The organism is Trueperella sp. HMSC08H06 (genome assembly GCF_001808465.1).
GTDB classification, from domain to species: Bacteria; Actinomycetota; Actinomycetes; order Actinomycetales; family Actinomycetaceae; genus Trueperella; species Trueperella bernardiae.
Window position 1 is genome coordinate 1 of sequence record NZ_KV793350.1, and the last position, 18697, is coordinate 18697.

At 64.8% G+C, this 18697-nt stretch carries 19 protein-coding genes; 6 read left to right on the top strand and 13 right to left on the bottom strand.

Annotation, left to right across the window (positions count from 1 at the left end; genetic code table 11):
* The first annotated feature begins 308 nt into the window (after positions 1–308).
* Both HMPREF3174_RS09550 and HMPREF3174_RS04085 read left to right on the top strand, forming a co-directional pair.
* The gene (locus HMPREF3174_RS09550) at positions 309–584 is read left to right on the top strand and encodes an ATP-binding protein (RefSeq protein ID WP_244899250.1); all 276 of its coding nucleotides are present in this window, start codon (positions 309–311) and stop codon (positions 582–584) included.
* Positions 568–1419: an ATP-binding protein gene (locus HMPREF3174_RS04085; RefSeq protein ID WP_246783059.1), complete on the top strand. Its 852-nt coding sequence runs from the start codon at positions 568–570 to the stop codon at positions 1417–1419. The genes HMPREF3174_RS09550 and HMPREF3174_RS04085 overlap by 17 nt, the downstream gene beginning before the upstream one ends.
* 27 nt (positions 1420–1446) lie before the next feature.
* Here HMPREF3174_RS04085 and HMPREF3174_RS04090 read toward each other — a convergent pair whose 3' ends face one another.
* From HMPREF3174_RS04090 to groES, 11 genes are all read right to left on the bottom strand, one after another.
* Positions 1447–5181 (bottom strand): phosphoribosylformylglycinamidine synthase, encoded by a 3735-nt coding sequence (locus HMPREF3174_RS04090; protein ID WP_246783060.1) that lies wholly within the window; start codon positions 5179–5181, stop codon positions 1447–1449.
* A 9-nt stretch (positions 5182–5190) separates the two neighbouring features.
* Positions 5191–6465, bottom strand: coding sequence for a phosphoribosylamine--glycine ligase (gene purD / locus HMPREF3174_RS04095; RefSeq protein ID WP_068538506.1), 1275 nt, complete (start codon positions 6463–6465; stop codon positions 5191–5193).
* Positions 6462–7031 (bottom strand): phosphoribosylglycinamide formyltransferase, encoded by a 570-nt coding sequence (purN, locus tag HMPREF3174_RS04100; protein WP_068538507.1) that lies wholly within the window; start codon positions 7029–7031, stop codon positions 6462–6464. Before purN ends, purD begins: the two co-directional genes overlap by 4 nt.
* The gene (gene purM, locus HMPREF3174_RS04105) at positions 7028–8059 is read right to left on the bottom strand and encodes a phosphoribosylformylglycinamidine cyclo-ligase (protein WP_062613866.1); all 1032 of its coding nucleotides are present in this window, start codon (positions 8057–8059) and stop codon (positions 7028–7030) included. The genes purN and purM overlap by 4 nt, the downstream gene beginning before the upstream one ends.
* Positions 8056–9555, bottom strand: coding sequence for an amidophosphoribosyltransferase (purF, locus tag HMPREF3174_RS04110; RefSeq protein WP_070448038.1), 1500 nt, complete (start codon positions 9553–9555; stop codon positions 8056–8058). Before purF ends, purM begins: the two co-directional genes overlap by 4 nt.
* A 25-nt stretch (positions 9556–9580) precedes the next feature.
* A complete protein-coding gene (purC, locus tag HMPREF3174_RS04115; protein WP_070444876.1) occupies positions 9581–10291 on the bottom strand; it encodes a phosphoribosylaminoimidazolesuccinocarboxamide synthase in 711 nt (236 codons plus the stop codon).
* An 86-nt stretch (positions 10292–10377) separates the two neighbouring features.
* Positions 10378–10869, bottom strand: coding sequence for a 5-(carboxyamino)imidazole ribonucleotide mutase (purE, locus tag HMPREF3174_RS04120; protein WP_062613864.1), 492 nt, complete (start codon positions 10867–10869; stop codon positions 10378–10380).
* A gap of 196 nt (positions 10870–11065) precedes the next feature.
* On the bottom strand, positions 11066–11425 hold the full coding sequence (locus HMPREF3174_RS04125; RefSeq protein ID WP_062613863.1) for a hypothetical protein: 360 nt from the start codon (positions 11423–11425) through the stop codon (positions 11066–11068).
* A gap of 101 nt (positions 11426–11526) precedes the next feature.
* Entirely contained in the window at positions 11527–12078 is a 552-nt protein-coding gene (locus HMPREF3174_RS09660; protein WP_145989875.1) for an amidase domain-containing protein, read from the bottom strand.
* On the bottom strand, positions 12038–12649 hold the full coding sequence (locus HMPREF3174_RS09230) for a hypothetical protein (protein WP_145989874.1): 612 nt from the start codon (positions 12647–12649) through the stop codon (positions 12038–12040). The genes HMPREF3174_RS09660 and HMPREF3174_RS09230 overlap by 41 nt, the downstream gene beginning before the upstream one ends.
* Positions 12650–13077: 428 nt before the next feature.
* Entirely contained in the window at positions 13078–13374 is a 297-nt protein-coding gene (gene groES / locus HMPREF3174_RS04135; RefSeq protein ID WP_062613530.1) for a co-chaperone GroES, read from the bottom strand.
* Between the two features lie 181 nt (positions 13375–13555).
* Here groES and HMPREF3174_RS04140 point away from each other — a divergent pair, with 181 nt between their 5' ends.
* Positions 13556–14734: a class I SAM-dependent methyltransferase gene (locus HMPREF3174_RS04140; protein WP_101923786.1), complete on the top strand. Its 1179-nt coding sequence runs from the start codon at positions 13556–13558 to the stop codon at positions 14732–14734.
* Positions 14735–14790: 56 nt separating this feature from the next.
* A complete protein-coding gene (gene zupT / locus HMPREF3174_RS04145; protein WP_070448040.1) occupies positions 14791–15609 on the top strand; it encodes a zinc transporter ZupT in 819 nt (272 codons plus the stop codon).
* A gap of 107 nt (positions 15610–15716) precedes the next feature.
* Here zupT and tsaD read toward each other — a convergent pair whose 3' ends face one another.
* Together tsaD and HMPREF3174_RS04155 are read right to left on the bottom strand one after the other, a co-directional pair.
* Positions 15717–16760: a tRNA (adenosine(37)-N6)-threonylcarbamoyltransferase complex transferase subunit TsaD gene (tsaD, locus tag HMPREF3174_RS04150; protein ID WP_070448042.1), complete on the bottom strand. Its 1044-nt coding sequence runs from the start codon at positions 16758–16760 to the stop codon at positions 15717–15719.
* A gap of 5 nt (positions 16761–16765) precedes the next feature.
* Positions 16766–16951, bottom strand: coding sequence for a hypothetical protein (locus HMPREF3174_RS04155; RefSeq protein ID WP_062613534.1), 186 nt, complete (start codon positions 16949–16951; stop codon positions 16766–16768).
* Between the two features lie 20 nt (positions 16952–16971).
* Here HMPREF3174_RS04155 and HMPREF3174_RS04160 point away from each other — a divergent pair, with 20 nt between their 5' ends.
* Positions 16972–18510: a sodium-dependent transporter gene (locus HMPREF3174_RS04160; RefSeq protein WP_070448046.1), complete on the top strand. Its 1539-nt coding sequence runs from the start codon at positions 16972–16974 to the stop codon at positions 18508–18510.
* A 10-nt stretch (positions 18511–18520) separates the two neighbouring features.
* A complete protein-coding gene (locus HMPREF3174_RS09235) occupies positions 18521–18625 on the top strand; it encodes a methionine/alanine import family NSS transporter small subunit (protein ID WP_143602046.1) in 105 nt (34 codons plus the stop codon).
* The last annotated feature ends 72 nt before the right edge of the window (positions 18626–18697 follow it).

Consider the following 18697-nt stretch of genomic DNA (forward strand, 5'->3'; position numbering starts at 1 on the left):
CATATGGGGAGATCGCCCCGAAAACGTCCAAGATATTTTAATCCGGCGCCGGCGGCGAGGGTGATTCACCCGAGGCGACATAGCCACACAGCCTCGAACCGACCGATTTTATCCATTTATCGCTATTTTATGTATTTATGGGCGCTTTAGCTTAGTTAGATAAAATGCCCATAAATGCATAAACCTGATAAAATTAGTACGTACAGTACGTCGATGACCCGTACACCCCCAATGCAGGTGCGAAACCCACCGTTCTTGCTGGCCGTGAGGATGAACTGAATAGATTTGAGATTCTCTTGGCTAGGAGCATGAAAGGCCGCCCCGCCCGCTCGATGATCATCACCGGGTTGCGCGGAGTTGGCAAGACTGTTCTGCTTAACGAGTTTCGTGAGCGCGCCGAGTATTCGGGGTGGGTCACTGTCGAGTTCGAAGCATCAAAACACGATGAGAATCGGTTCCGGCAGCAGATTGCCATGAGGCTTCGTACCACACTGTTGCGTATTTCGCCCTCGAAAAAGATGGGACGCTCGCCTCGAAAGGGCGGCACGGGTCCTCGGCTCATTTTCTATGAGCTTCGATCCTGATGGAGCTATCAGCGCAGGCCTCAATATCACTGATTTTGACGGTCTAGCTGATTCACAAGTACTCGAATATGACTTGACCGAGCTTCTCGTGAGCGTCGGAGAAGCAGCCCAAGCACATAAGTGCGGAGTGGTCCTACTGATCGATGAAATCCAGTTCCTGGATCGCAACCAGTTGGAATCCCTCATCATGGCCATTCACAAGACCGTTCAGCGCGCTCTGCCTATCACTTTGGTGGGAGCTGGCCTACCACAGATCGCCGAGTTGGCTGGAGATGCGAAATCGTATTCGGAGCGCCTGTTTACTTTTCCAAAGATTGACTCGCTTGACGAAGACGATGCACGCAAAGCGTTCGCTGATCCAGCACGCCAAGAAGGTGTGATTTGGGAAGAAGACGCACTGCAATGCGCGATCGACGTCACTGAGGGGTACCCCTATTTTATTCAGGAGCTTGGATCTGCTGTGTGGGGGGTGGCACCGGAATCCCCGATTCGACGCCACGATGTCGAGAGGTCGATCCCGATTTTCGAGTCAGGTTTGGATGTGTCGTTCTTCCGCGTTCGCCTTGACCGCGCCACCCCACTTCAAGCTGCTTATCTCCGCGCTATGGCAGAGCTCGGACCCGGTCCTCAAAAGGCTAGTGCTGTAGCTAAGGTGATGCATCGCGATTCACAAAGCCTCGGGCCCACGCGGTCAGAGTTGATCAACATGGGCTTGCTTTACACTCCTACACACGGCTACGCGTCACTCACGGTCCCCCAGTTTGACCGCTTCATGCAACGCGAGATACCCGACGTCGTCGTACCCCAGAAGCGCCACCGCAAGGGGCAAAAGTAGGTTTGTGCGCCGGTGTCGGTGGCCTCCCTACCCCAGGTAGGCCACCGCCGACTCGAAGAGCCTCATGTCGTAGCGGCCCGGCACGTTGCGGTAGAGGTTTGCACCGATGCGCTCGGCGTGGCCCATCTTGCCAAATACACGCCCGTCGGGCGAGGTGATGCCCTCGATCGCGGCCACTGAGCCGTTGGGGTTGGCGGCGATGTCCATGGTGGGCTCCCCCGCCAGGTCAACGTAGCGGGTGGCGATCTGCCCACCCGCGATCATCGCCTGCAGGTCCTGGTCCGACACGTGGAAACGGCCCTCGCCGTGGGAGATCGGCACCGAGTAGACCTCCCCCGGCTTGACCCCGGCCAGCCACGGGCTGGAAGTGTTCTCCACCCGCACCCGCACGATGCTCGACTGGTGGCGGCCGATCCGGTTGAAGGTGAGCGTGGGTGCCTCGGGGCGCGGCTCCACAATCTTGCCGTACGGCACCAGCCCGAGCTTGACCAGGGCCTGAAAGCCGTTGCAGATGCCAAGGATGAGACCGTCGCGATCCAGCAGTTGGCCCACGCCCTCCACCAGAGCCTCGTTGCGCAGGAACGAGGTGATGAACTTGGCTGAGCCGTCGGGCTCGTCGCCGCCGGAGAATCCGCCGGGGATGACGAGCATCTGGGAATCGGCGAGCGCGGCGGCGAATCCTTCCACCGAGCGCGCGATGTCCTCCTCGCTACGGTTCTTCACCACGAACACGTTTGCCTTGCCGCCCGCGGCTTGAACGGCCCGCGCGGTGTCGTATTCGCAGTTCGTGCCAGGGAACACGGGGATGAGGGCGCTCACGCCGGCCCTTGCCGCCCCCTTCGTATTGACGACGCGCGGCTGGCTCCCCACGTTCGCCGGCACCTCGCCGGGCTGGTCGGCGTGGCGGGGGTAGACGACGTCGAGCACGGACTCGTTGAGCTCGAAGATCTCGGCGCTGGCCACGCGCTCCTCGCCGAAGGAGAAGCCCTCCGGCGCCACGGTTCCGAGCACCTCGCCGACGACGCCGTCCGCGCCACCCCCTGCGGTACCGCCGACCCCCTCAGCCCCCACACCGTCGGCCCACTCGAGCACGAAGGCCCCGTAGGCGTAGTCGAAGAGCGAGTCGAGGTCGGCGCCCTCGAAGTCAAAACCAAGCCCCTCACCGGCGGCCATCTTCACCACGGCCTCGGCGAGGCCGCCGCGGCCGGGCGTGTATGCACTGACCACCGCACCGCTGCGTAGCAGCTCGGTGACCTGGGTAAAAACCTCGAGCAGCGACTCAGGCTCGGGCAGGCCCGCGAGCGCCCCGCCCTCAGCCATCCGCGGGCGGAGCACCGTCACCCGGTTGCCGGCGGCCTTAAATTGGTTGGGGACCATGTGCCCGGCGTCGTCCACCGCGAGCGCGAAGGACACGAGCGTGGGCGGCACGGTCAGGTCCTGGAAGGAGCCGGACATCGAGTCCTTGCCGCCGATCGCGCCGGTGCCGAGCCCGATCTGGGCCTCGAGCGCGCCGAGCAGGGCGGCCACGGGCTTGCCCCAGCGGGCCGGGTCCTCGCCCAGGCCCTCGAAGTATTCCTGGAAGGAGAGGTAGACGTCGTCGGCGCTGGCCCCCGTGGCCACGAGCTTGGCCACGGACTCGATCACCGCGAGGTAGGCGCCGTGGAAGGGGCTGGCCTCGCTGAGGTAGGGGTTGTAGCCCCAGGCCATGACGGTCGCGGCGTCGGTGGCGGCGAAGGCGGGCAGGCGGTGGGCCATCGCCTGGATCGGGGTGGCCTGGCGGGTGCCGCCGTAGGGCATGAGCACGGTGCCGGCGCCCACGGTGGAGTCGAAGCGGTCGGAGAGCCCCTTCTTGGAGGCCACGTTGAGGTCGCCCGCCACCTCGGCCAGGCGCTCGGCGAACGATCCGGCACGCCCCAGGGCGGTGGCGCGCCAGTCTCCCGCGGGCGCGACATCGGCACGAGCGCGCTGCTCGGCGCCGTTCGTGTCGAGGAAGGACCGGGCGATGTCCACGATCGGCGCCCCGCGCCAGAACATGCGCAGGCGGGCCGAATCGGTGACAGTTGCGATGATCGTGCCCTGCAGATTTTCGGAGGCGGCGAGCTCGATGAACTCCTCGGCGTCGGTGGCCTCGACCACCACGGCCATGCGCTCCTGGCTTTCGGAGATCGCGATCTCGGTGCCGTCCAGGCCCTCGTACTTCTTGGGCACGGCGTCGAGGTTGATGTCGAGCCCGTCGGTGAGTTCACCCACAGCCACGGCGACGCCGCCCGCGCCGAAGTCGTTGCATCGCTTGATGAGGCGGGAGGCGTCCGGGTTGCGGAAGAGGCGCTGGAGCTTGCGTTCCTCGGGCGCGTTGCCCTTCTGGACCTCGGCGCCGGCCGTAGTGAGGGACTCGGTGGTGTGTGTCTTGGACGAGCCGGTGGCCCCGCCGATGCCGTCGCGCCCGGTGGCGCCGCCAACTAGCACAACGACGTCGCCCGCCGTCGGCTCCTCGCGCCGCACCTGGTCGGCCGGCACGGCCGCGACCACGGCACCGAGTTCCATGTGCTTGGCCACGTAGCCGGGGTGGTAGATCTCATCTACGATGCCGGTGGCCAGCCCGATCTGGTTGCCGTAGGAGGAGTAGCCCGCGGCCGCGCGCTGGGCGATCGCGCGCTGGGGCAGCTTGCCCTCGAGGGTGTCGGACAGGGGCGTGCGCGGGTCGCCGGAGCCGGTCAGGCGCATGGCGCCGTGCACGTAGCCGCGCCCGGACAGCGGATCGCGGATGGCACCGCCGATGCAGGTGGCTGCCCCGCCGAAGGGCTCGATCTCGGTGGGGTGGTTGTGCGTTTCGTTCTTGAACAGGATGAGCCACGGCTCGGCCCTGCCGTCCACCTCCACGTCGCGGCGGATCGTGCAGGCGTTGATCTCCTCCGACTCGTCGAGATGGACGAGCTTGCCGCGCGAGCGCAGCACCTTCGCACCGATCGTGCCCATGTCCATGAGGGTGACGGGCTTGGTGCGCCCGAGCTCGGCGCGCGCGTCCACGTAGGTCTGGAAGGCCTGCTCGACCTGCGGGGCGGCGAAGGTTACCTCGTCCAAGATCGTGTTGAACGTGGTGTGCCGGCAGTGGTCCGACCAGTACGTGTCCACCACCTTGACCTCGGTCATCGTGGGCTGGCGGCCCTCGGCGGCGAAGTAGTCGCGCAGCATCGCCAGGTCCGCCTCGCTCATAGCGAGCCCCAACTCGGCGCGTAGAGCAACAAGATCGGCATCCGTCGCGCCGACCAGCTCCACGCTCACGACGTCGGCCGGCTCCGTCACGTCCGCCTCCAGGCTCTCGGGCTGGGCCAGGTCGCCCTCCCGCGCCTCCACCGGGTTGATGACGTAGCCCTTGATCGCCGCGAGCGCCGCCTCGTCCGCCTCGATCGCATAGACCTTCGCGGCCCGCACGGCCGGGCGTTGCCCGGACAGCTGGATCTGGATGCACTGGGCGGCCGAGTCGGCGCGCTGATCAAACTGGCCCGGCAGCGACTCGACGGCAAAGACGTGACCGGCCAGGTCGGCGTCGTCAAGCGAGGAGAACGTGACGTCCACGGGCGGCTCGGACAGGATCGTGGGGACGACGGCGGCAAACTCGGTGTCGGTGAGCCCATCCACGTCGTAGCGGTTGAGCACGCGCACTTGGCCGACGTTCAGGCCGAGGACGTCGCGCAGTTCGGACGCGAGGGCCGCCGCCTCGAGGCGTTCGGTGGGCTTCTTTTCGACGTAGATGCGGTGCATGATTTTCCTTTACGGGTGGCGGAACTGGTGGGCGATGTCGGTACGGTAGTGGGCTCCGGCGAAGGAGATGCGCGCGGTGCGCTCGTAGGCGAGGTCGAGGGCGCCGGCGAGGGTATCGGCTTGGCCGACGACGCCGAGCACGCGGCCCCCGTTCGTCACCAGCTGGCCCTCGTTCTCGGCCACGCCGGCCATGACCACGTGCTCCTCGAGGTCGGCGGGCAGGTCGATCGGGTCGCCCCGGCGCGGCGAGGCCGGGTATCCCTCAGCGGACATGACCACGCAGGCGGCGGCGCCGGGTGCGAAGTCGACGTCGACTTCGCCCAGCGTCCCATTCGTCGTGGCCTCAAAGATGGTGAGCAGGTCGGACTCGAGGAGTGGGAGGACCACCTGGGTCTCGGGGTCGCCGAAGCGGCAGTTGTACTCGATGACCTTCGGGCCGTCCTCGGTAAGGATCAGGCCGAAGTAGAGGCAGCCGGTGAAGGGCGTGCCCTCCTCGGCCAGGCCGTCCACGGTGGGGCGGAAGATCTCGCGCTCGCACCGCTGCGCGACCTCAGGCGTGTAGAGCGGGCTCGGGGCAATGACGCCCATGCCGCCGGTGTTCGGGCCCTGGTCGCCGTCGAGCAGGCGCTTGTGATCCATGGCGGACACCATCGGGCGGATCGCCTTACCGTCCGTGAAGGCCAGCACGGTCACTTCCGGGCCGGTCAGGAATTCCTCGATCACCAGGCGCTTGCCGGACTCGCCGAAGCGGCCCGCCATCGCCTCGCGCACGGCCGACTCGGCATCCTCACGCGTGAGTGCCACGGTCACGCCCTTGCCGAGCGCCAGGCCGTCAGCCTTGACCACCACGGGCAGCGGGCAGGTGGCGATGTGGGCGAGGGCCGCCGCCTCGTCGTCGTAGACGGCGTAACCGGCGGTGGGGATGGCGTGGCGGGCCATGAAGGCCTTCGCGAACGACTTCGAGCCCTCGATCTGGGCGGCGGCCGCGTTCGGGCCGAAGGCGGGGATCCCGGCGGCGGCGAAGGCGTCCACCGCGCCGGCCACGAGCGGGTCGTCCGGGGCGACGACGGCGAAGTCTACCGCGTTCGATGCGGCGTAGGTGACCAGCTCATCGATGTCGAGCGCGCCGATCGGCACGCGGGTGACGGCGGCTCCCCGGCCGTCCTCGCGGGCGATGCCGGCATTGCCCGGCGCCACCACGATCTCGCTCACGCGCGGGCTTTGCGCCAGCTTGCGCACGATCGCGTGCTCGCGCCCGCCCGACCCAATGACCATGACCTTCATCGGCCAGCCCCTTCCAGCTTCTGCGTTAGTTCCGCGAGCGCGGCCGGCAACAGACGCCACTCGGCCTGCTCCATCACACGCGCCTGCAACGACTGCGGGGTGTCCCCCGGCTCGACCTTCACCTCGGCCTGGCACAGGATCGGCCCGCCGTCCACCTCGTCGGTGACCAGGTGTACAGTGGCGCCCGTGACCTCCTCGCCCGCGGCCAACACGGCCTCGTGGACGCGCAGGCCGTACATGCCCGGGCCGCCATAGGCCGGCAGGAGCGAGGGGTGGATGTTGATCATGCGGCCCGCGTAGGCGCTCGTGACCTCGGCCGGCACGATCGCCAGGTACCCGGCCAGCACCACGACGTCGATCGCGGCCTCCTCGAGCACCCGGGCCAAGTCGCTGGTCGCCACGCGCACGGCGCAGATCCCGGCCCGCTCGGCGCGCTCAAGCGCGAAGCAGTCCCGGTCCGCGCCCACGAGCGCCAGCTGCGCGTGCTGGAGGCGGCCATCGGCCGCGGCGTCAATGAGCGCCTGGAGGTTGGTTCCCCCGCCCGAGCAGAGCACAGCTACCCTCACAGCTCGATGCCCTCCGACGCGGTGACCTCGCCGATCACGGTGCCCGGCTCGCCCGCGGCGGCCAGGGCGGAAAGTGCCCCATCGACGTCGTCGGGGCTGACCACCACGGCCATGCCCAGGCCCATGTTGAACGTGTTGTACATGTCGCGCTCGGGGATGTCACCCTCGCGCGCGATGAGGTCGAAGATCGGCGGGCGGGCGATCGCGGCTGTGTCGATCCGCATGCCAAGCCCGGCGGGCAGGGCGCGCGGCAGATTCTCGTACAGGCCGCCGCCGGTGATGTGGCTGACCGCCTTGACGTCCACCGCCTCGGCCAGCGCCAGGATGGGCCTCACGTAGATCTTCGTCGGCTCGATGAGCGCCTCGCCGAGCGTGCGGCCCAACTCCGGGTAGTGCGTGCCGAGGGCCTCCGGGTCCATGTCGAACACGCGGCGCACCAGCGAAAAGCCATTCGAATGCACGCCGGAGGACGCAAGCCCGATCACGACGTCGCCCGGCAGGGCCTCGTTCTTCATCATCTTCGCCTCGTCCACCATGCCCACCGCGAAGCCGGCGAGGTCGTACTCATCCTCGGGGTAGAAGCCCGGCATCTCGGCCGTCTCCCCGCCGATCAGCGCCGCGCCCGCCTGCACGCAGCCCTCGGCGATGCCGGCCACGATCTGCTCGATGCGCTCGGGAACATTCTTGCCACACGCGATGTAGTCGAGGAAAAACAGCGGGCGGGCGCCAGAGCACACGATGTCGTTGACGCACATTGCCACGCAGTCGACACCCACCGTGTCGTGGCGGTCGAGCGCAAAGGCAAGCTTGAGCTTCGTGCCCACGCCGTCCGTGCCCGATACGAGGATCGGGCGCTCCATGCCCGCCACCTCCGGGGCGAACAGGCCCCCAAACCCGCCCAAACCTGAGACCACGCCCGGGGTGCGGGTGCGCTCCACGTGCCGGGCCATGAGCTCCACAGCCCGATAACCGGCCGTGATATCGACCCCGGCCTCCGCGTAGGAATCGGAATGGGAATCGCTCGTCATGGGCGAGCCTCCTTCATCTGCCACATCGTGGGGGTGTCGTCGGTCTTGACCACGCCCGTCCTAATCGTCCGCTTGTAGCGGCTCACCTCCGGGTCGCTCACCGGGGTGGGGTAATTGCCGTCGAAGCACGCCGTGCAAAAGCCACCGATCTTCGCCGGCTCGGCCATCCGCCGCGCGTCCTCGATCGAGAGGTAGCCAAGCGAATCGGCGTCGATATCCTGCCGGATCTCCTCCTCGCTCATATGGCACGCGATGAGCTTCTCGCGCGAATCGATGTCCGTGCCGTAGTAGCACGGGTTGAGGAACGGCGGTGCCGAGACCCGGAAGTGGACCTCCGTGGCGCCTGCCTCGCGCAGCAGGCGGATGATGCGCTTGCAGGTAGTGCCACGCACGATCGAATCATCCACCAACACCACGCGCTTGCCCGCCACCACCGACGGCACCGGGTTGAGCTTGATCCGCACCCCACGCTCACGGCTGGACTGGCCCGGGGAGATGAAGGTACGCCCGATGTACTTATTCTTGATGAATCCCGTGTCGTATGGAATACCGGACTCCTGGGAGAAGCCCATCGCGGCGTCAAGCCCCGAATCGGGCACGCCCACCACGATGTCCGCCTCCGCCGGGTGTGACTGGGCGAGGAAGCGGCCCGCGCGCTGGCGGGCGGTATGCACGCTCATCCCATCCACGTCCGAATCCGGGCGCGCAAAGTAGATGTATTCAAACACGCAGGCCGTGTGCGGGGTCGTGCCGCAGTGCGTGCGAATCGAACGCAGCGAAATCGGGGCCTGCGCCCCCTCCGGCGCGCGCTCGGCGATGACGATCTCCCCCGGCTCCACATCCCGCAGGTAGGTGGCGCCCACCGCGTGCAACGCACACGTCTCCGACGCGAAGACGACTCCACCGTCGTCGAGCGTGCCGATACACAGCGGGCGAAAACCGTGCGGATCGCGAATCGCCAGCAGCTTCTGCGGCGACATCACCACCAACGAATACGCCCCCACCAGGTAGTTCATCGCCGACTCGACAGCGGCCTCGATCGACTTGGTGCGCAGACGCTCGTGGATGATCTCGTACGAGATCACCTCGGTGTCCGTGGTCGTTTGGAAGATCGAGCCGCGCATCTCCAACTCCCGGCGGAGCTCGGAGGCGTTGGCCAGATTGCCGTTGTGGGCGATCGCCAGCGTGCCCTTCATGTGGTTGACCACGAGCGGCTGGGCGTTGATCCGGCTACGCGAGCCCGTCGTGCCGTAGCGCACATGGCCCGTCGCCATCTCGCCCGTCCCCAGGCGCTCCAACACAGGGGCAGTAAAGACGTCACCGACCAGGCCGACGTCGCGGTGCTCGGCGAACACGCCGTCGTCGTTGACCACGATCCCGCAGCTCTCCTGCCCGCGGTGCTGCAAGGCGTAAAGGGCGTAGTACGAATCGTGCGCGACATAACCGGCCTCGGGCCGGAAAACCCCGAAGACCCCGCATTCCTCTTCAAGAGCCATTGGTGGCCTAAACTCCCGCTACTTGTTACTTGTTGCCCAGGGCGCGCGCCATGACCTCGGCGTAGGCCTCTTCGACGCCGCCCAGGTCGCGGCGGAAACGATCCTTGTCCAGCTTCTCGCCCGTATCCAGGTCCCACAGGCGGCACGTGTCCGGGGAGATCTCATCCGCCAGCACGATCGTGCCATCCGCGAGGCGGCCGAACTCGACCTTGAAGTCCACCAGGCGCAGGTTGAGGGTGGCGAAGTACTCGGACAGGACGCGGTTGACCGTGAACGTGTAGTCCTTGATCTGCTCGATCTCCTCAGCGGTGGCAAGCTTGAGAGCGAGGGCGTGGTAGGAGTTGATGAGCGGATCGCCCAGGGCGTCGTCCTTGAGGGAGAACTCGATCGTGGGGGCGTCGAAGACGATGCCCTCCTCCACGCCGTAGCGCTTGGCGAACGAGCCGGCCGACACGTTGCGGATGATGACCTCGAGCGGGACGATGTCCACCTTCTTCACGATCGTGTCACGGTCGCTCAGCTCCTCCACGTAGTGGGTGGGCACGCCGTGCTCCTCGAGGATGCGCATCACCAGGTTCGACATGCGGTTGTTGACCACACCCTTGCCCGCGATCGTGCCCTTCTTCTGGCCGTCGAACGCCGTGGCGTCATCCTTGTAGGACACCACAACCTGCTCCGGATTGTCCGTTGCGTAAACCTTCTTTGCCTTGCCTTCGTAAAGCTGGGGACCGTACATGTTCCTGCGATTCTCTTGATAGGTGATGGTTATCGATAAGCGCGCAACGCGCACGTGATAAGGGGCGCCTGCTGGCGCCCCTGCACTTAGTTAAACTCGGCCTCGACTTCGGCGTTCTTCTCGAGGATGGCGGCCCTTGTGGCCTCGCGATCGGCCTCGATGCGTGCGGCGAGCTCCGGGTCGGTCAGGGAAATGATCTGGGCGGCGAGGATGGCCGCGTTCTTCGCACCGTTGATCGCGACCGTGGCCACCGGCATCCCCGGGGGCATCTGGACGGTGGACAGGAGGGCGTCCATGCCATCAAGGTTGGAGGAGGTGAGCGGAATGCCGATCACGGGCAGCGTGGTGTTCGCCGCCACGGCACCCGCGAGGTGGGCCGCCATGCCGGCCGCAGCGATAATCACACCGATCCCGTTCGCGCGGGCATTCCGGGTGAAATCCGCCGCCTGATCGGGCGTGCGGTGTGCCGAGTACACGTGGACCTCGTAGGGGACTTCCAGCGTATCGAGCATGTCTGCCGCCTTGCGGACAATCGGCAGATCGCTCGCGCTTCCCATGACGATTCCAACCTTGAGCACTGTCTCTCCCTTGCTTGGCGAAGCCCCGACTCGCGCCGGCGCTCTACTATTCCAGCTCAGACGGGAGGGCTAAGCAAATTCTGTCTCAAGGGTCGAAATGCCGGTTCGACATCAGGTCTCACACCTTAGGACGGCTGGCCAGCCCGGCGTCGGTGAACCTGGGCCCACGCCCAGGCTCACCGACCGACCTTGGGCACTATCCAATCGACCGGAAATAGCGCGCCGCCTCATCGTGGCGCGCATCCATCTCAGGTGAGGGGCGATCTTCCAAGTAGTCTCCGTAGAGCGTGGCGCAATACTCGCCATCCTGGAGAGACTTAACCAGGATAAATCGACCATTGACTGCCGTGTTGCCATCCGAATCCATAGCCAGTGACGCCGCATCAACCTCGGTAGCAAGCATTCCAGTCTCGGAAGCAAAGACGAGCCTTTCACGGTCGGTGATCTCTATGATGCTCATGCAGCCATCACTGACACCCAAACCGGCCGACTCCAACCTATCGAGATAACCTTGATCCGTCGGCTCAAAGGATGTCGCGTATCCGCCATCGATCATCGCCCGAGAGAGTTTATCAAGACGTTCCTCGCTACTCGCACACGCGCTAAGTAGAAGACAGGCAGAGATAAGTACACCGACCTGCAGTAGCACACCGCCCCTCATGGCGTCACCCACCTACCTTGATCACGCCAACGCCTTGCAGCCCCACCGTCCATTGACCCGTAATAGCCATCGGTGTGTTGTGCAATTGTTAACGGTCGATACGACACACCATGATAAGAGGACGAGCCACTCTTTCCCATCACGTATCCAACATGATAGATCCGGGTGTTATTATATAATGCCACCGGCCGCCCGACGACAGCACGAGAAGTAAACGTCGTCAAAGATGTGGTCTTCCTCGTCACTCCAAATCTATTGGCAAGGCCATTCGCCACCGACCACGAATGAGTCGGATTCCCTGCGCGATAACTCCAAACTGCATTCTCTTTAAAACCACCGGCCTTCATGATCTGCGACAAAAAGTTCGCACAGTCACGACCCGCATAATACTCGTATTGCGGATTATGCGAATACGCCCAACGCTTTGCGTAGTTGTTCGCCCTCGTTAAAGAGAAACTGCTTCCATCAATTCCAGGCGTCGCAGAAAAGGGGACTACAGCACTACGGCTAGAGAGAAAAAACCTGAGCATCCTGTACAAAGTCAGCATTGTCACCTGCAAGCGCTGGCGCGTAGGTAGAAACCCGATCAAGGCTCAATGCAAATTCCTCAGATGAAGGATCCAGCCCGTCGATTACCCCGAGGGCATCATCCAATAGATCGGAGTTCTCGCCTCCTAAGAGCAAGAAACACATACTAAGGATTGAGTTCGCATCCTGAACATCACGAGGCGTAATAGCATTGCCTTCGTATTCGGTGGCAGTCATCACCGGGATAAGCGCCGTTACGTAGTCGTCTACGTTATCCATTGTCAGTGCCGAGAATCTAACTATCTCCGACATCCGATCGAGAGCAAGTTGATTCTCCGCACGAAAACGATCCAAAACTGCTTCTTCATCAAGTAGTCGAGCATCAGAGACAATGGTATAACTCTTACCACTCAACTTAACCTTATACTTGTTTGTCACCTCAACGAATCCGTCTTCATTGACGGCACTGTCACTCTGAAATCGATCAACGTGTACGACGGAATCCATTTCAGTATTCTCTTGTGATGCCAACGGCATAGGCTGAACCGCCAGCGTAAACATAGCGGCTAAGGCTAAAACTCCACGTAACATAGAGCCGCCTCATACTAACGGCGGCACCGTTGCCACCTCAACAGGAGCATGTAGCTGCTCGCGTGCTGGCGATCATATTTCAGAAATAACCACCACTTCTACACATATTTGGCAACCTTTCTACACCTCTGGTATTACGCCCCCAAACCTCAAGGCGGTAGAGGGACTCCACGAGAGTCGACATGGAAGTGGCCGCAGCAAACCGGCTCAAGGGCGGTAATTCACACCGCCCGAACCGCTTTCCATTCTATTCGGTGTGCTGGTTGCCGACGAGAGCGTTTGGCAAAGAGCGCCAAGCGAGGGCACACCCAGCGCCGAAGATATGGGCAGGGATGCCCATCTCACCCCTCCAGCGAGCCCGGGCCCACGCCAGGAGGTGGCGAGGCTCCCCGGGGCTGAACCCCGGGGAGCCTTCACCTCAGCATTACTTAGCGCGTCACGACCGCCAGCACGTCACGCTGGGAGAGGATGATGTACTCATCCGAGCCGTACTTGACCTCGGTGCCTCCGTACTTGGAGTAGATCACGGTGTCACCTACCGCGACCTCCATGGCAACGCGGTTGCCGTTGTCGTCAATCCGGCCGGGGCCAACGGCCACAACCGTGCCCTCCTGTGGCTTGTCCTTGGCGGTGTCCGGCAGAACAAGGCCAGATGCGGTGGTTTCCTCAGCTTCAACCTGCTGGATGACGATGCGGTCATCGAGCGGCTTAATGGAGACCGTCATGCGGCTCCTCCTTCTCGTCTCACAAAACTGTTCGCTGGCTAACCGCCGTCGCGGGGGCCGGTACCAGGCCGTAGCGTTTGCTACCGACATAAAGAGTAACGCCCTTTTGGCACTCCTTCAAGTAGAGTGCCAGGGAGCACGCTGAGCGCGAACACTGTGAGACGATGGGGGCGTGAGCGCGATGCTATTGACCCCCGACGGCTTGGAACTCCTCGAGTCCCTCCCGCCCTATGACCACTCCCAGGTCCTTCCCCTCTCCGAGCGCCTGCAGCGCGAGGGCTACGATCCGGACCTCATTGCCGAGGCCCTCACCCAAAGCCGTCTGCGCGAGCGCGCCCACGACAAGTTCGGCCCGTTCGCAGGGCGCATGATCTTCACGCGCGACGGCCTGGAGCAGGCCACCCGGCTCAGCGTGGGCGCCTTCCATGCCGCCCGCCTGCGCGACGCCGGCGCCACCCACGTGATCGACCTCGGCTGCGGGATCGGCGCCGACTCCCTGGCCTTCGCGGGCCTCGGCCTGCTCACCACCTCGATTGAGATGGATCCCGACGCCGCCGCGGCGGCCACCTACAACCTCACGCCCTTCCCGGAGGCGCGCGTCCTGCACGCTGACGCCCGCGACATCGACCTCGCCTCCCTCGGCGCCAACGCCGTGTGGATCGACCCCGCCCGCCGGCGCGACGGCAAGCGGCTGAAGAATCCCGAGGACTGGGCCCCACCCCTGAGCGAGGCGATTGAGATTGCCCGCACATTCCCCACCGCCGGCATCAAGGTCGCCCCCGGCATCGACTACGCCGCGATCCCCGAGGACGCGCTCGTGGAGTGGATCTCGGTGGACGGCTCGCTCGTCGAGGCCGTCATCTGGCTCGGCGACGCCGCCCCCTCCCCTGGCCGCCGCGCGCTCGTCGTCGCCGGCGCCACCAACGCAACCTGGGATGCCGGCGTCGTGAACCCGCACGTACCTCCCACGCTTCTGTCCCCCGAGCCCGTGGGGGCGTTCATCTTCGAGCCGGACCCGGCGATCATCCGCTCCGGCTCGATCGCTTCGATCTGCGCCCACCACGGCCTCGCCCCTATCGCGCCCGGGATCGCCTACCTCACGGGTAACGAACCAATCGACTCACCCTTCCTCACGCGCTTCACCGTGCTCGGCACGTACACCACGGAGCCCAAGCCGCTGCGCAAGGCGCTGGCGAAACTGAACGTCGGGCGGGCGGAGATCAAGAAGCGCGGCACCGAGCTCGAGCCGGAGGCCTTCCGCAAAAAGCTCAAGCTCGACCCGAAGCGCCCCGGCGAGGCCACCCTCATCGCCTCCCCCACGCTCACGGGCAAGCACCGCGTCTTCCTCTGCGAACGCTAGTTTGACACGACGCCCCCATCGGGCAAGACTTTCGGTGTACCGAAAAAGGGGTGCCCATGTCCAACGAAGTCTTCGCCTTCATGCTCACGCTACTCGCCGGCCTCGCCACGGGCATCGGAGCCGGCGCGGCCTTCCTCATCCGTACGCCCACCCCACGCTTCCTCTCCCTCGCCCTTGGATTTTCCGCGGGCGTCATGCTGTACGTGTCCTTCATGGAGATCATGCCCAACGCGGTGGACATTCTCTCCCGTGTCAGCGATAACGCCGAGTGGCTCATGGCGGGCGGATTCTTCGCCGGCATCGCCGTGATCGCGCTCATCGACTGGCTGGTCCCCGACGCCTCGAACCCGCACGAGTTCCACGACGCCGACGACTTCCTCTCCCAGCCCGGCGACCAGACCCTCGTCATCAAAGACGGCGCGCAGGCCAAGCTCATGCGCATGGGCCTCATGACCGCCCTCGCACTCGCCATCCACAACTTCCCCGAAGGCTTCGCCACCTTCATGTCCGGCCTGTACAGCCCCGAACTGGCGATCCCCGTGGCGGTGGCCATCGCGATCCACAACATCCCCGAGGGCATTGCGGTCTCCGTGCCGATCTACTACGCCACCGGCTCGCGCCGCCGCGCCTTCATACTTTCCTCCGCCTCCGGACTGTCCGAGCCCGTGGGCGCGCTCGTGGGCTACATCGTGTTGCGCCAGGTCATGAACGACACGATCTTCGGCATGACCTTCGCTGGCATCGCCGGTGTCATGGTCTACATCTCGCTCAACGAGCTGTTGCCCTCGGCCGAGAAATTCGGCCAGCACCACCACGCGATTGTCGGCCTCATCTCTGGCATGGCCGTCATGGCGCTGTCGCTCCTTCTGCTCTAGAGCGCGCCCGACACAACTCGTGAATCTGAGGTCCACCGGGCGCCTCTACGATCGGCAGCCGGTATATTCACGAGTTCTGACGGCCACACCCCGCGGGGAAGAGCCGGTTAGCGCAGCACCACCGTCTGGCGCGGAAGGCCCGTGTTAACTGTGACGTCAAGCGGCGAGGGCAGGCCGCCGGCGCGGACCACCGACCAGCCGAGCGCCGCGATCATTGCGCCGTTGTCAGTGCAATAGCGGATCGGCGGGATGCGCACGGTGATCCCGTACTCCTGCGCTCGCTCCTCGGCCATGGCACGCAACATGGAGTTGGCGGAGAAGCCGCCGCCCACCACTAGCGTGTCACAGCCGTGGATCTGGCAGGCCGCGAACGCCTTCTCCACCAACACGTCGCACACAGCGAAGGAGAAGCTGGCCGCGATGTCTTCCTTCGGCAGCTCCTCGCCGCGCGCTTCGAGGCCCTCAATGTAGCGGGCCACCGCCGTCTTGACTCCGGAGAAGGAGTAGTCGTACTGGTGGCGGGCCTTGAACTTGCCGCGCGAGAGGCCGCGCGGGAAGGCGATCGCGTGCGGGTCGCCCTTCTGGGAGAGCTTGTCGATATGGGGGCCGCCCGGGTAGGGCAAGCCGAGCAGGCGGCCGACCTTGTCGAAGGCCTCGCCGGCGGCGTCGTCGAGCGTGCCGCCCAGCTCCTCGATCGAGTCCGCAATGGAGTCCACCTTGAGCAGGTGGGAGTGACCGCCGGAGACCACGAGCCCGATGAAGCGCTCGGGAAACTCGCCGTGAACGAGCTGGTCCACCGCGATGTGGCCCACGATGTGGTTGACGGCGTACAGCGGCTTTTTCAGCGCCAGCGACAGGGCCTTCGCAGCCGAGACGCCGATGGTGAGCGGGCCGACCAGCCCGGGGCCGGCCGTGACCGCGATTGCGTCGACGTCGTCAAGCGCCACGCCCGCCTTCTCAAGCGCGGCATCCAGGGTGGGAACGAAGGACTCCAGGTGGGCGCGCGAGGCGATCTCTGGGATGATACCGCCGTAGCGGGCGTATTCGTCCATCGACGTGGCGGTGACGTCGGCCAGCAGCTCGCCGTCGCGCACGAGCGCCACGCCCGTCTCATCACAGGAGGTCTCAATGCCAAGAATCAGTTCATTCACGCCGACTACTCTACCGCCACGCCCTCCCCGGCAACGGCGAGGGTGCGCGGGATCATAGCTCGCCCAGGGACCAAGAGGAGGGCTCCCGACGCCGACTCCACCCCGTCCCAGCCCGTAGGATCACCGTCCACCATCTGGGCAAGCTCGCGAATGTGGGCACAACTAAAGATGATGTGCTCAACAGATACCACGCACACGAAAAGAGGACACGATGAACCCGCCAGCGAAACGTGAGCAATGGTCGGGCCAATATGGCTTCATCCTTGCCGCCGTCGGATCCGCGATCGGCCTTGGCAACATCTGGCGATTCCCCGGGGTTGCCTACACCAACGGAGGAGGGGCATTCCTCGTCCCCTACCTCGTCGCACTCCTCACGGCAGGCATCCCGATCCTGCTCCTCGACTACTCCCTCGGCCACCGCTACCGCGGATCCTCCCCTACCGTCTTCCGCCGCATCTCGCGCAAGTGGGAGGCACTCGGCTGGTTCCACGTGCTCATCTGCCTGGTCATCATGGCCTACTACGCCGTGATTTTGGCGTGGGCCGTGCGTTACATGTTCTTCTCCGTCAACGAAGCCTGGGGAGAGAACACGCTGAACTTCTTCGTGGGCGACTTCCTCCAGCTGTCCGACCCCGGCGCCAGCTCCGAGGTCGTGCCCGGCATCTTCTGGCCGCTCGTGGCCGTGTGGGCCGCCGCCGCGATCGTCATTGCCCTCGGCGTCACCCGCGGTCTGGAAAAGCTCTCTCGCTTCTTCATCCCCTTCCTCATCGTCATCTTCGCCGCCCTCGTGGTCCGCGCCCTCTTCCTGCCCGGCGCCGCCGAGGGTCTCAACGCCTTCTTTACGCCCAACTGGTCCGCGCTCGCCAACCCGCAGGTGTGGATCGCGGCCTACTCACAGATCTTCTTCTCCCTGTCAGTGGCCTTCGGCATCATGCTCACCTACTCCAGCTACCTCGGCAAGCGCACCGACGTCACTTCCACCGGCTTCGTCACAGGCCTCGCGAACTCCTCCTTCGAGATCCTCGCCGGCATTGGCGTGTTCGCCACCCTGGGCTACATGGCGATGCAGAGCGGCGTGGGGGTCAGCGAGCTCGAGGGCATCACCGGCCCGATCCTGTCCTTCGTCACCTTCCCCGCGATTATCTCGCTCATGCCCGGTGGGCCCGTCTTCGGCTTCGTCTTCTTCGCCAGCCTCACGATCGCCGGCTTCACCTCGCTCGTCTCCCTCATCCAGGTGGTCTCCGCCGCGGTCCAGGAGAAGTTCGGGCTTCGGCGCCGCCTCGCCTCACTCATCGCCACCGGCGTCGCGGGCGTGGCCTCCGTCTTCGTTTTTTCGACGACGAACGGCCTCAACGCTCTCGACGTGGTGGACAAGTTCATCAACGAGCTCGGCATCGTCACCGCCGCGATCGTCATGACCGGCCTCATCACCTTCGTGGCGGAGAAGCTACCGGAGCTGCGCCACCACCTCAACTACTACTCGTCGATCAAGATCGGATCGTGGTGGTACGCGCTGGTCGGCGTGGTGACGCCCGCGATCCTCACGGTCACGCTCGTCCTGACCGCCTACAGCCTCATCACCGAGGGCTACGATTCCTACCCCCAGACCTTCGTCTACCAGTACGGCTGGTTCATGATCGTGGCAGTCGTCTTCATCTCGTTCATCTTGTCCTTCGTGCCGTGGCGAACCAACGTGGACGACTACGATCCGGTCGCCTTCCACGACGCCGGCGCCTCACTCACCAAATAAGGAGCACACCATGGGTACCTCAGCTATCGTCATGATGATCGTCGCCCTCGTCACCGTGTGGGGCGGCCTCGGACTCGCAATCGTCCACCACGTGCGCGCCGGTAAGCGCAACTAGGGCCGGGTGGCGGGGACGAGGCGCACCTCGTCCCCGCCACGGTACGCAGTACACAGAAGGGTGCCTCCCCGC